The sequence below is a fragment of the Paenarthrobacter sp. R1 genome (genome assembly GCF_030264015.1).
Taxonomy (GTDB): Bacteria; Actinomycetota; Actinomycetes; order Actinomycetales; family Micrococcaceae; genus Arthrobacter; species Arthrobacter ureafaciens.
The window spans coordinates 2,623,947-2,636,059 of record NZ_CP127115.1 but is presented as its reverse complement, the minus strand read 5'-3'; the positions used below and the strand labels follow the sequence as shown (position 1 = coordinate 2,636,059).

Genomic DNA, 12,113 nt, shown 5'->3' with positions numbered 1-12,113 from the left:
CGGGTTATCCGAATCGGCCGGAAATGTAGTCTTCGGTGGCCGTTTCGGAGGGGTTGCTGAAGATCTTTTCCGTGGTGTCGATTTCCACCATACGTCCGGGTTTGCCCACCCCGGCAAGGTTGAAGAAGGCCGTCTGGTCGCTGACGCGTGCGGCCTGCTGCATGTTGTGGGTCACGATCACGATCGTGTATTTGGCTTTGAGTTCGGTGATCAGATCCTCAATGGCAAGGGTCGAGATCGGATCGAGCGCTGAACACGGTTCGTCCATGAGCAGCACATCGGGTTCCACGGCGATGGACCGGGCGATGCAGAGGCGCTGCTGCTGGCCACCGGAGAGCCCGCCGGCGGGCTTGTCCAGACGGTCTTTGACCTCACGCCAAAGGTTGGCGCCCTGCAGCGACTTTTCGGCCACTTCGTTCAGGGTCTGCTTGTTCTTCACGCCTTGGAGCCTCAGACCGGCCACGACGTTGTCCCGGATGGACATCGTCGGGAAGGGGTTGGGTCGTTGGAAGACCATCCCGATGGTGCGCCGTACCGAGACGGGGCTGACGGCGGGATCGTAGATATCCACCCCGTCCAACAGGACGTGGCCGTCGACCCGGGCACCGGGGGTGACCTCGTGCATGCGGTTCAGGGTGCGCAGCACGGTTGACTTGCCACACCCGGAAGGGCCGATGAGGGCCGTGACGCTGCGCGGCGGGACGGTCATGGAGACGGAATCCACGGCGTGGAAGTTGCCGTAGTAGACGTTCAGATCTTTGACATCAAGGCGCTTGGCCATCTGTATTCCTTGTGGGGCTAGGATTTTTTGGGCGCCGCGAGACGTGCGGCGGCTGCGGCGATGAGGTTCAGGACGGCGATCACAATGATCAGGGTCAGGGCGGCACCCCAGACCCGGAGTTGACCGGCCTCTTCAGGGTTGATCAGCTCGGTGTAGAGCAGCAGCGGCAGCGAGGCCATGTTGCCGTCGAAAATGTTGAAGTTGATCGAGCGGCTGTAGCCGACCAGAACCAGGACGGGCGCGGTTTCGCCCATGACCCTGGCGATTGCCAGGATGATGCCGCTGATGATTCCGGACATGGCCGAGGGCAGGACAATGCGCAAAATGGTGATCCATTTCGGCACGCCGAGAGCGTAGGAGGCCTCGCGCAGCTCGTCCGGGACCAGTCTCAGCATTTCCTCGGTGTTCCGCACCACGACAGGGAGCATGAGGAGCACCAACGCCAGGGAGACAGCGAACGCGCTTTGCGGTTGTCCGAACGTGGCAACCCACAGGCTGAAAATGAACAACGCGGCCACAATGGACGGGATGCCGGACATGATGTCCACCATCTGGGTGGTGACGCGGGCCAGGACGCCCCGGCCGTACTCCACCAGGTAGATGGCAATCAGCAGGCCGAGCGGCACGGCGATCAGGGCCGCCATGAACGCCTGGACGAGCGTGCCGTACAGGGCGTGGTAGACGCCGCCGGCGAACTGCTCCGGCAGGACGCCTTGGAGGGACTTGGACCACCAGTCACCGTTGGTGATGGCGGGGAAGCCCTTGGACAGCACGGTCCACAGGACCCACAGCAACGGCACGAGGGCGATCAGGAACGCGGCGGTCACAAGCCCGCCGGCGAACTTGTCGGTGAAGCGGCGGCCCCGGCTGATCGGCAGAAGGGCGCGTTTTGCCTTCATCTGCTCTTCGGTGGGCATCTGGGCCTGTGTCATCCGTTGACCTTCTTTCCAACAACGGACCGTGCCAGGGCGTTGACGACGAACGTCAAGGCGAACAGCACGAAACCGGCGGCAATGTAGGCGCCGGTGGGCAGCGGTGCCCTGAACTCGGCGGCGGCGGAGGCAATCTTCGAGGCGAAGGTGTAGCCGCCGTCGAAGAGCGTGAAGCTGGCGGCCTGGGCGGACGCGCGGAGGATGAGCAGGACGGCGACGGTCTCTCCCAGGGCGCGGCCAAGGCCGAGCATGGCGGCGGCGATCGTTCCGCTGCGGCCGAAGGGAATGACGGTCATGCGGACCACTTCCCATTTGGTGGCGCCCAGGGCCTGCGCGGCTTCGATGTGTCCGCGTGGTGTCTGTTTGTAGACCTCGCGAGTAATGGCGGTGATGATCGGCAGGATCATCACCGCCAGGACGATACCTGCGGTGAAGATGGTGCCACCACCGTTTAGGGAGACGTTGCCGGTGGCGAAAAGCGGGAACCAGCCCAGGTTCTCGTTCAGTCCCTTGGCGACCGGTTCCAGTGCAGGGGCGAGGATGAAGATGCCCCACAGGCCGAAGACGATCGAAGGGACTGCGGCGAGCAGGTCCACCAGGGACCCGAAGGTCCGGGACAGGGACTTGGGCGCGTACTGGGTCAGGAAGATGGCGATGCCGACCGATACGGGGACGGCCAGCAGCAGCGCGAACGCTGAGCTGAGGACCGTGACGATGAGCAGGTCACGGATACCGAAGGCGAGGTTGTTCTCGTCGGTGGTGCTGAATTCGTTGCTGGTGAAGAAGTTCACCGTGTTGGCCTGCAGCGACGGGATCGCCCGGACAAGCAGGAACACTGCGATCAGGACGATGGTCGCAATCACGAACACGCCGGAGGCGGTGGCCAGGCCGTGGAAAACGCGGTCGCCCACGACCTTGCCCTGCTTGAACGTTGAAGGGTTCTGTCCCTTGTTGTTGTTCTGCCGTGTCGGTGGCGTTGTGGGGGTTTGCTTGGGTGCGCCCTCAGGCCCCGCGCTGCTGCGCAGGGCCTGAGGTTCAGTCACCTCGGGTCGTGGAGACGACATATGCGTAACTTTCCTAGGAGATAGCCGCGATGGCCGTCTTCAGCTTGTCCTTGAAGGCGTCCGGAACGGGAATGTAGCCGTTGTCGGTCAGGCCGTTCTGGCCGGCGCCGATGGTGGAGGACAGGAAGGCCTTGACTGCGGTTGCGGTCTCGGCGTCCTTGTACTTGGAGCACACGATTTCGTACGTTGCCAGCACGATCGGGTAAGCGCCCTTTTCGGCCGGGGTGTAGAAGGAGCTGGTATCCAGGACCAGGTCGTTGCCCGTGCCCTTGATCTTGGCACCGGCGATGGTCTTGCCGACGGTCTCGGTGCTGATCTCAACGGGCGTGGAGTCTGCGGAGGTGATGATGCTGGCGACCGAGAGCTTCTGACTCTTGGCGAAGGACCACTCGTTGTAGGTGATGGACCCTTCGGTGCCCTTCACTGCAGCGGAGGTGCCTTCGTTGCCCTTGGCGCCTTCACCGACACCGCCGGCGAAGGTCTTGCCCGCGCCCTTGCCCCAGGCACCGGCGGATGCCTTGTCCAGGTACTGCTGGAAGTTGTCCGTGGTTCCGGACTCGTCGGAGCGGTAGATCACGTTGATCTTCTCATCGGGCAGGGTCACGCCGGAGTTCAGGGCAGCGATGGCCGGGTCGTTCCAGGTTGCGACGGTGCCGTTGAAGATCTTGGCAACGGTGGGGCCGTCGAGGTTGAGCTTGTCGACGCCCTTGACGTTGTAGGTCACGGCCAGCGGGCCGAACACGACGGGGAGGTTCCATGCGTCGCTGCCGCAACGTTCCAAAGCCTTCGCGGGCTCGCCCTTCTTCTCGCTCAAGGGCGAGTCGGAGCCACCGAAGTCGGTCTGTCCGCCGAGGAACTCGGAGACACCGGCGCCGGAGCCGTTGGAGGTGTAGTTCAGGGTCTGGCCGTTGCAGGCCGACTCGAAAGCGGTAACGAATCGGGTCATGGCGTTGGCCTGGGCGGTGGAGCCGCTGGCTTTCAGTGCGTTCTTGCCGCCACAGGCGACGTCAGAGGTCGCCGCCGCGGAGCCGCTGGCCTGGGGTGTTGCGTTATCGCTGCCGCAGGCGGACAGCAGCAGGGTGCTGGCCGCTACTGCTGCAAGAAGAGCGCTTGATCGCTTGAAGTTCACGAGGATTCCTCCGGGGTACCCGGCGGTGATGCAGGCCGCCGGAATGCTGAACGTGCGGGATTGACCGCCGGGCAGCATGCAGCTGCCTTCACCTAACGTAGGGAGCCACTATGAACGCTTTGTCCTCCCTAAATGAACAGAAGATGAACGCTCAAATGGGCGTGGATGACACTATCGAATGGGCAATCATGGAAGCATGCCCGCACCCACCGACACACCCACCCCTTCGCCCAGTCGCCGGGTAGACCGGATCGCCCCCTTCTGGGAGGAAGGCCAGGCCCTGGTCCTGGTCATCGACCCTGACGGACAGGCACCCGCGCCCTTGCTGGACTACTGCCGCGCCAACGGAATACGCACAGTCGTCGAAGCAACCGGCGCGGCCGGTCTCATTGCCTACGGGCGGACACCCGCGGACGCCGTCGTCCTAGCCGATACCGTCACCGACATAGCCCCGGCCACCGTGGCCGCCGCTATCGCCGCCGACGGGACCACGCCCGTCCTGATGGTCCTGGCCACCGGCCTTGCTGAACCCCCTGCCGCGGTTGCCGGAGTGCTCCCGGGCTATGACCAGGCACCTTCGACCCGGATCCTGGCCAGACTTGCCCGCAGGGCAGCGGGCGTGCCCGAGCAACTGAAGGTCGGCTCGCTGGTGATGCGGGTAGCTGCGTTCGAAGTCCTCGAGAACGGCAAACCCGTCACATTGACCCTGCGGGAATTCGAAATCCTGCGTGTGCTGATGCTGGCCCAGGGCCGGGCAGTACCCCTTGAGCAGCTCAAGGACGACGTCTGGGGAGCTGTGGGGGAAACGGCGAGAACGCAAACGCTCAAAGTGCACCTGAACCGGATCAGGTCCAAACTCATCGGACGTACCCAGCCCATCGCCGTCAGGGGCATCGGGTACCGGCTCGCCACAGCTGCTGCCCCATCCAGCGAAGAAGCTTTGCACTGAGAAGATGATGGCCTCCCCGGCGCACGGGAAGGCCATCATCTTCACAGCGACTGGTCGTTATTTGGACTTGCCCCGGAACACCTGGACGACCGAGGGCCGCGGAGCGGGCGTACCGTCGTAGGGGAACAGCGAGTTCGGTGCGGCCCAGGTTCCTTCCTCACCGGGGTGCTGGACGGCGACGAAGACCATGCCTTCATCGTCGCGGATGATCGGACCGCACGTTTCTGCGTCCCGCGGGACCGAGAGGAACTGTTCGACCTTGCCGCGCTCGGCTCCCTCAAGAGTGACCTTGAACAGGCCATCGTTGTAGCCGATGCCCGACGGGGCGCCATCAGTGGAGATCCACAGGTTCCCGGCCTTGTCGAACGCCAAGTTGTCCGGGCACGAGATCGGCGAAACCTTATCTATCGGGTACCCGCTGAAGTAGGTCACGTCGCCCTGGGCAGCGTCACCACACACCATCAACAGGTTCCAGGTGAAGGTGGTCGCGGTCGGGTTGTTCCCGGTTTCGGTGATCTCCACGATGTGTCCGTCGCGGTTCTCCGTGCGCTGACTATGTCAACTTGATTGGAGCCCACTAGGACGGCCCGAACGGTACCCACGTGAGCGCGTTTCAAGCCTAGAATGGAGGAGGCGATGGATCCCGCCTGAATCACTTGTCACGGTTCGAACAGCCTTCTGGCTTATGGCTCCTGTCCGATGTTGACGGTGGACAGGAGTGGCCGAATTGAGCGTCCCAGCAATCTCAGTGTGAGGTGTACTACTGATGTGAGACACAGTTTGAAAGGATTGTGCTCATGTCTGCTCGACCTACCTATTCCGATGAGTTCAAGGCCGATGCCGTCGCTTTGGCGGCGTCTTCGGGGCGTCCGTTGCCTGCCGTTGCTGCTGATCTCGGGATCTCGTTGACTGCTCTGAAGCGGTGGATTCGGTTGGCCCGTGAGGCTGATCAGGAAAGCGGTGGCAAGCCCGATGACCCGGTAGATCCGGTGAAATTCAAAGCCATGGAGGCCCGGCTGCGGGAGCTCGAGCGGGAGAATGATTTCCTGAAAAAAGTTTCGGCGTTCTTCGCCAAAGAACAGCGGTAGAAGATCTCTACCGCGTTGTTCAGGAGGAGAACGCCGACTTTCCAGTGGCATGGATGTGCCGGCAGTTGGGGCTTCCACGGGCCTCGTACTACCGGTGGCGGGACGCTGAGGAGACACCGACCGCGGCCCGTCACCGGGACCTGACGGACCAGGTGAGGACCGTCTTCGATTCCTCTGACGGGATCTTCGGTCACCGCATGGTGCATACCAAACTTGTTGCCGCCGGCATCGAGGTGTCGGTGGGCACCGTGGCGGGGATCATGGCTGAGAACGGATGGGCGGCAAAGCGGATGCGCGCCTTCAAGCGCACCACCATAGCCTCGGATCCGGACAAGGTCTTCGCGGACCTCATCGGCCGGGACTTCACGGCAGATGCCCCGGGCACCCGTTTGGTGGGCGATATTACCTACTTGCGGACCGGTGAGGGCTGGCTGTATCTGGCCACCGTCATTGACCTGTGCACCAGGATGGTCGTCGGTTGGGCCATGGCGGACCACATGCGCGCCTCGTTGGTTACCGGGGCCCTGAGGATGGCCAGAGACCGCGGCCACCTGACCCCGAACGCCATCTTTCACAGCGATCGCGGCACGCAGTACACGTCCCGCGAAATGGGCGCCTGGTGCGCCGGAAACAAGATACGCCAATCGATGGGCGCTACCGGGGTGTGTTGGGACAATGCCGTAGCCGAATCGCTGTTCTCATCGCTGAAAAACGAGTTCTACCATCACCACAGCTTCGAGACCCGCCAAGACGCCAGACGGGCCACGATGCGCTATATCGAAGTGTTCTACAACCGCTGGAGGCCTCACACCAACAACAAGGGTCTCCCGCCAGCGACGGCAATGGCCAACTTCACAACCAACAGCCAGCCCCTGCCCGCTGCTGCCTGACCGAAAAGAAACTACCCGGCTGTCTCACATCCTTGACACACCTCAGTGATTTCTCTTAGCATCCTTCACGATGGCCTGACCATGAGTCCGGTGGAGCGCCTCCTCCCGGAGTCTTGAGGGACCTGCAGCTTGAGCGGATCATCGAGGCCGTGACGGCGGGGTATCAGGAATACGATCTTCAGCCGCTGTTCCGGTCCCCGTTGCGGGATGAGGAAACCGTCGCCTACCGTCAGTCGGTCTGCCGTGACCTGGAGACCGGCATGGTTCCGGAAGCCGTGGAGGTTTTCTGCGTTGCCATGCGTGAGGTCCGTGCCACTCTTGCCCTGGCCGGGGGCCTTCACTACCGCTACCAGAAGATGGCGGTGTTCCTCGCGGCGGTGGAGCAATACCTGGGTGCGGTGTCGTCGCTGGCCGCCGGGCTGGGTCGGGCCGAGCCCAGGTCTTCCGGGTTCCGCGCTGTCAGGGACTATCTGGACCGTTACCTGGCATCGAAGTCCGTCCGGATGCTGCAGGAGGAGACCCTGCGGCTGCGAAAACTCCTGACCGGTATTGCCTACACGGTGCACGTCAGCGGGGGCCACATCACGGTGGGCCGGAAGGACATCGACCCCGATTACACGGCAGAAGTCGAAGCGACGTTCCGGCGGTTCCGGCAGGGGAACCCGAAGGATTATCGGTCTACGTCCCGGACGACGTTGGAGATGAACCACGTCGAGGCGAGGCTCCTTGACCGGGTCGCGGACCTGTTCACCGGCACTTTCACCGAGCTGGGCAGCTTCTGCGACCGGCATGCCGGGTTCCAGGACCCTGTCATCGTCCGGTTTGACCGTGACGTGCAGTTCTACCTGTCCTACCTTCACCATATCCGTGGGCTACGACGGGCCGGTCTGAGGTTCACCTACCCGATCGTTTCCACAGCGTCCAAGAGCGCCTGCGGAACCGGCGCTTTTGACCTGGCCCTGGCCGCCACCCTCGTGGCAGAGGACAGAACGGTGGTCCTCAACGACTTCGAACTGAACGGACCGGAACGGATCCTTGTCGTCTCAGGCCCGAACCAAGGCGGAAAAACAACCTTCGCCCGCACCTTCGGCCAACTCCACTACCTGGCGGCCCTCGGACTGCCGGTGCCCGCTACGAGGGCAAGACTGTATCTACCGGACCGGATCCTCACCCACTTTGAACAGGAAGAGAACCAAGCCGACCTGCGCGGCAAGCTGCACGACGAACTGGCCAGAATCCGTGACATTCTCGACTCAGCGACCCCGCGCAGCATCATCATCCTCAACGAAATTTTCACCTCGACCACCCTGCAGGATGCCGTATTCCTCAGCGGCAAAATCCTCAAGAACATCATCGATCTTGATCTGATCTGCGTGTGCGTGACGTTCCTCGATGAGCTCTCCAGGCTCAGCCCCACCACGGTGAGCATGGTCAGCAGCATCGATCCCGAAAATCCGGCGGTGCGGACCTTCAAGATCCTGCGGCGGCCCGCGGACGGTCTGTCCTACGCCAAGATCCTGGCCCGCAATCACGGCCTGAGCTACCCCGAGCTGAAGGAGAGGATCACCTCGTGAAGGCCCATCTTCTTGCCCCGGCGGGATCATCCGACACGCCGGAACAACCCGCCAACGCCGCCGATCTGATCAGGGATTTGGCCTTGCGTCCTGTCCTCGCGGCCATGGCTGACGGTGACGAGTTCCTCCTCACGACCGCCACCGGTTCGCTGCTGCGGAGCCTGACCGATCCGGAAACGATCCGCTACCGCCAGCAGGTCCTCATCGACTGCCTGGAAAACCCGGCCGCGGTCCGCAGCTTGTACGCGTTGACGGTCCAGGCCATCGAGGGAGAGAAGAAGATCTACCGTGGTCTTTTCAACACCTACCCCGACGCGGTGTTGCGCCGGGCCATCGAATCCCTGACCTTCCTGTTGCCCCTGCTGCGGCGCCTCCACGCGATGGCAAAGCAGGAAGCGGAGACGTTCCGCTCGTCCGGCTTCGACCGCTTTTTCGCCATGATCACCGACGAACTCGGACCCGTATACCTCGACACGGTGAGCACCCATCTGAAACAGCTGAAATTCCGTAGCGGGCTGCTGCTGAGCGCCCGTCTCGGACCCGGGAACCATGCCACGGGATACACCCTGCGCCGGGCTCTTCACCGCTCATGGTGGCAAGTGCTGTGTGATGTCTTCACCCGGGACCGGTCCGCCCTTTCCTTCCGGATCAGTGACCGGGACGAAAGCGGCCACCGGGCACTGTCGGACCTGCGGAACGAAGGTATCAACCTCGCCGCGAACGCCCTGACGCAGGCCGATGACCACATCCTGGACTTCTTTACGCTGCTCCGGACGGAACTGGGCTTCTACGTCTCGTGCCTGAACCTTTATGACAGGCTCATGGCGATGGGCGCTTCGATTTGTCTGCCCAAACCCGAACCCCCGCTACAGGCACCGGTTCTGTCCGCGCGTGGCCTGTATGAGGTGCCGCTGGCCCTGGCTGGAGCCGGCCCCGTCGTGGGCAACGACTTGGGAGCCGATGACATGGCCCTGGTTTTGATTACCGGGGCGAACGAGGGCGGCAAATCCACGTTCCTGCGCGCCGTCGGTGCAGCGCAGTTGATGATGCAGGCCGGAATGTTCGTGTCCGCGGAGTACTTCAGTGCCAGTACCTGCCAGGGGCTGTTCACGCACTTCAAACGCGAGGAGGACGCGGCGCTGCGCAGCGGCAAACTCGATGAGGAACTGGCCCGGATGAGCGGCATCGCCGATCACCTCAGGTCCGGGTCGATGGTGCTGTTCAACGAATCCTTCGCCTCCACCAACGAACGGGAAGGCTCCAGCATCAGCGGCGACATCATCGCTGCCCTGACCGAATCCGGAGTGCGGGTCCTTTTCGTCACGCACCTGTACGACCTGGCACGTTCACTGTTCGACGCGGGCCGGCCTGGCCACCTATTCCTGCAAGCAGAACGCCTGCCCGGTGGCCGGCGGACTTTCCGGCTGCACCCCGGCGAGCCCACCCCCACCAGTTACGGCGAAGACCTCTACAGGGGCATCTTCACCGGCCGACGCCCCGCCGTGGAACTGAGGTGTGTCAAGGATGTGAGACAGCCGGGTAGTTTCTTTTCGGTCAGGCAGCAGCGGGCAGGGGCTGGCTGTTGGTTGTGAAGTTGGCCATTGCCGTCGCTGGCGGGAGACCCTTGTTGTTGGTGTGAGGCCTCCAGCGGTTGTAGAACACTTCGATATAGCGCATCGTGGCCCGTCTGGCGTCTTGGCGGGTCTCGAAGCTGTGGTGATGGTAGAACTCGTTTTTCAGCGATGAGAACAGCGATTCGGCTACGGCATTGTCCCAACACACCCCGGTAGCGCCCATCGATTGGCGTATCTTGTTTCCGGCGCACCAGGCGCCCATTTCGCGGGACGTGTACTGCGTGCCGCGATCGCTGTGAAAGATGGCGTTCGGGGTCAGGTGGCCGCGGTCTCTGGCCATCCTCAGGGCCCCGGTAACCAACGAGGCGCGCATGTGGTCCGCCATGGCCCAACCGACGACCATCCTGGTGCACAGGTCAATGACGGTGGCCAGATACAGCCAGCCCTCACCGGTCCGCAAGTAGGTAATATCGCCCACCAAACGGGTGCCCGGGGCATCTGCCGTGAAGTCCCGGCCGATGAGGTCCGCGAAGACCTTGTCCGGATCCGAGGCTATGGTGGTGCGCTTGAAGGCGCGCATCCGCTTTGCCGCCCATCCGTTCTCAGCCATGATCCCCGCCACGGTGCCCACCGACACCTCGATGCCGGCGGCAACAAGTTTGGTATGCACCATGCGGTGACCGAAGATCCCGTCAGAGGAATCGAAGACGGTCCTCACCTGGTCCGTCAGGTCCCGGTGACGGGCCGCGGTCGGTGTCTCCTCAGCGTCCCGCCACCGGTAGTACGAGGCCCGTGGAAGCCCCAACTGCCGGCACATCCATGCCACTGGAAAGTCGGCGTTCTCCTCCTGAACAACGCGGTAGAGATCTTCTACCGCTGTTCTTTGGCGAAGAACGCCGAAACTTTTTTCAGGAAATCATTCTCCCGCTCGAGCTCCCGCAGCCGGGCCTCCATGGCTTTGAATTTCACCGGATCTACCGGGTCATCGGGCTTGCCACCGCTTTCCTGATCAGCCTCACGGGCCAACCGAATCCACCGCTTCAGAGCAGTCAACGAGATCCCGAGATCAGCAGCAACGGCAGGCAACGGACGCCCCGAAGACGCCGCCAAAGCGACGGCATCGGCCTTGAACTCATCGGAATAGGTAGGTCGAGCAGACATGAGCACAATCCTTTCAAACTGTGTCTCACATCAGTAGTACACCTCACACCGGACGTGGAAGAACAAGGCCTGGACGAACCAGCCCCGCTTCCGCCTGGCTTGGCACAGGGTTCTTAGGAACTTCTGAGGACCGGCAACGGAGACTGATGAATGAACGCCCCGGGTCACGGGGACCGCCGGAATCGAAGGGCAGATACAACATGACTTCCCCCGTCAGCGCACCGAAACCGGATCCACGGACCCGGCTGGCCGTGCTGCCCCAGCCCCGGCACTGGCTCCTGGCCTCGGTACTGCTCAGTGCTTTGACACTGGCGGTCGGCTTCACGGTCACGTCAGCCAAAGAGCTGACTGCGGCCGAGTTCGGGGCGGATCAAGTGATCAGCGCGCATCACGTTCCGGTCCTCAACGTCCTGGCCCTGGCCATTGTGCAGATTTTCAGCCCGGTCGGCGGGGTCCTCATGCTGGTGTTGATTTGCCTTTTCCTGCTGTTGGTCAGGAAAAGCCCGGTCAACGCCATTGCCGTGGGAGCGGTGGTCTGTGCGGGGTGGCTGAGCAGCGAAGTGTTCAAACTCATCGTCGGAAGGCACCGCCCGGACCCCGCCGCCCTGGCGGACCCGCTCGTGCCCGAGCCCGGAACGGACAGCTTCCCCAGCGGGCACACAGCGCTGGCCGTATCACTGTGCGTGGCACTGTATCTGCTCTCACGCGGGACCCGATGGCAGCGTCCGGCCCTGTTGGCAGGGATCGCGGTTGCCCTGACCGTCGCCGCGTCGAGGGTGTATCTGGGCGTGCACTACCCCAGCGACGTCACCGCCTCATTCCTGACCTCCTTCGCCGGGATCCTGGCGCTAACAGGTCTGTGGAACCGTCACGCGCTGCGACTGCTGCACCGGATCACCATCCTCTGCTCCTTCGTCCCCGTCCCCTCCTCTGTCCCCGGCAGACGGTCCGGCAACCACCGGTGACAGAAT

Annotated in this window: 10 protein-coding genes and 3 pseudogenes; 6 read left to right on the top strand and 7 right to left on the bottom strand. The window is 63.0% G+C overall.

The features are described 5' to 3' along the window. Positions 1 to 4 precede the first annotated feature (4 nt). Genes pstB through pstS form a run of 4 tightly spaced genes read right to left on the bottom strand, consistent with a single transcriptional unit; the run spans position 5 to position 3,984 of the window. Complete coding sequence (gene pstB, locus QN084_RS12825) at positions 5 to 781, bottom strand: phosphate ABC transporter ATP-binding protein PstB (RefSeq protein WP_069695292.1); 777 nt, start codon at positions 779 to 781, stop codon at positions 5 to 7. 17 nt (positions 782 to 798) lie between these two features. Then, the gene (pstA, locus tag QN084_RS12820) at positions 799 to 1,713 is read right to left on the bottom strand and encodes a phosphate ABC transporter permease PstA (protein WP_069695293.1); all 915 of its coding nucleotides are present in this window, start codon (positions 1,711 to 1,713) and stop codon (positions 799 to 801) included. Further along, positions 1,710 to 2,777: a phosphate ABC transporter permease subunit PstC gene (gene pstC / locus QN084_RS12815; RefSeq protein ID WP_285750073.1), complete on the bottom strand. Its 1,068-nt coding sequence runs from the start codon at positions 2,775 to 2,777 to the stop codon at positions 1,710 to 1,712. The genes pstA and pstC overlap by 4 nt, the downstream gene beginning before the upstream one ends. A 13-nt stretch (positions 2,778 to 2,790) precedes the next feature. Next, a complete protein-coding gene (gene pstS / locus QN084_RS12810) occupies positions 2,791 to 3,984 on the bottom strand; it encodes a phosphate ABC transporter substrate-binding protein PstS (RefSeq protein WP_083261853.1) in 1,194 nt (397 codons plus the stop codon). A 118-nt stretch (positions 3,985 to 4,102) separates the two neighbouring features. On the opposite strand from pstS, the gene QN084_RS12805 reads away from it, so the two are divergent. Continuing rightward, positions 4,103 to 4,855: a winged helix-turn-helix transcriptional regulator gene (locus tag QN084_RS12805; protein WP_069695294.1), complete on the top strand. Its 753-nt coding sequence runs from the start codon at positions 4,103 to 4,105 to the stop codon at positions 4,853 to 4,855. A 57-nt stretch (positions 4,856 to 4,912) separates the two neighbouring features. Here the strand turns inward: QN084_RS12805 and QN084_RS12800 are convergent. Continuing rightward, positions 4,913 to 5,404: pseudogene (locus tag QN084_RS12800) on the bottom strand (PhoX family protein); the annotation flags it as partial. Between the two features lie 248 nt (positions 5,405 to 5,652). On the opposite strand from QN084_RS12800, the gene QN084_RS12795 reads away from it, so the two are divergent. From QN084_RS12795 to QN084_RS12780, 4 genes and pseudogenes are all read left to right on the top strand, one after another. Further along, positions 5,653 to 5,943, top strand: a complete 291-nt coding sequence (locus QN084_RS12795) for a transposase (RefSeq protein WP_062098648.1) — start codon at positions 5,653 to 5,655, stop codon at positions 5,941 to 5,943. 35 nt (positions 5,944 to 5,978) lie between these two features. Beyond that, positions 5,979 to 6,833, top strand: a pseudogene (locus QN084_RS12790) (IS3 family transposase); the annotation flags it as partial. Between the two features lie 113 nt (positions 6,834 to 6,946). Beyond that, positions 6,947 to 8,407 carry a MutS-related protein gene (locus tag QN084_RS12785; protein ID WP_069696673.1) on the top strand — a complete coding sequence of 487 codons (1,461 nt, stop codon included), beginning with the start codon at positions 6,947 to 6,949 and terminating at the stop codon, positions 8,405 to 8,407. After that, positions 8,404 to 9,999 (top strand): MutS-related protein, encoded by a 1,596-nt coding sequence (locus QN084_RS12780; RefSeq protein ID WP_285750070.1) that lies wholly within the window; start codon positions 8,404 to 8,406, stop codon positions 9,997 to 9,999. Before QN084_RS12785 ends, QN084_RS12780 begins: the two co-directional genes overlap by 4 nt. Here the strand turns inward: QN084_RS12780 and QN084_RS12775 are convergent. Beyond that, positions 9,962 to 10,816 (bottom strand): annotated as a pseudogene (locus QN084_RS12775) (IS3 family transposase); the annotation flags it as partial. The gene QN084_RS12780 and the pseudogene QN084_RS12775 sit on opposite strands and share 38 nt — an antisense overlap. 35 nt (positions 10,817 to 10,851) lie before the next feature. Further along, entirely contained in the window at positions 10,852 to 11,142 is a 291-nt protein-coding gene (locus QN084_RS12770) for a transposase (protein ID WP_062098648.1), read from the bottom strand. A gap of 200 nt (positions 11,143 to 11,342) precedes the next feature. On the opposite strand from QN084_RS12770, the gene QN084_RS12765 reads away from it, so the two are divergent. After that, complete coding sequence (locus QN084_RS12765; RefSeq protein WP_285750068.1) at positions 11,343 to 12,107, top strand: phosphatase PAP2 family protein; 765 nt, start codon at positions 11,343 to 11,345, stop codon at positions 12,105 to 12,107. Positions 12,108 to 12,113: the final 6 nt, after the last annotated feature.

What these genes read in the sequence shown, in the direction of transcription:
- QN084_RS12765 (WP_285750068.1), top strand. Translation starts at nt 11,343, where the DNA reads ATGACTTCCCCCGTCAGCGCACCGAAACCGGATCCACGGACCCGGCTG.
- QN084_RS12770 (WP_062098648.1), bottom strand. Translation starts at nt 11,142, where the DNA reads ATGTCTGCTCGACCTACCTATTCCGATGAGTTCAAGGCCGATGCCGTC.
- pstA (WP_069695293.1), bottom strand. Translation starts at nt 1,713, where the DNA reads ATGACACAGGCCCAGATGCCCACCGAAGAGCAGATGAAGGCAAAACGC.
- pstC (WP_285750073.1), bottom strand. Translation starts at nt 2,777, where the DNA reads ATGTCGTCTCCACGACCCGAGGTGACTGAACCTCAGGCCCTGCGCAGC.
- QN084_RS12805 (WP_069695294.1), top strand. Translation starts at nt 4,103, where the DNA reads ATGCCCGCACCCACCGACACACCCACCCCTTCGCCCAGTCGCCGGGTA.
- pstS (WP_083261853.1), bottom strand. Translation starts at nt 3,984, where the DNA reads ATGCTGCCCGGCGGTCAATCCCGCACGTTCAGCATTCCGGCGGCCTGC.
- QN084_RS12795 (WP_062098648.1), top strand. Translation starts at nt 5,653, where the DNA reads ATGTCTGCTCGACCTACCTATTCCGATGAGTTCAAGGCCGATGCCGTC.
- pstB (WP_069695292.1), bottom strand. Translation starts at nt 781, where the DNA reads ATGGCCAAGCGCCTTGATGTCAAAGATCTGAACGTCTACTACGGCAAC.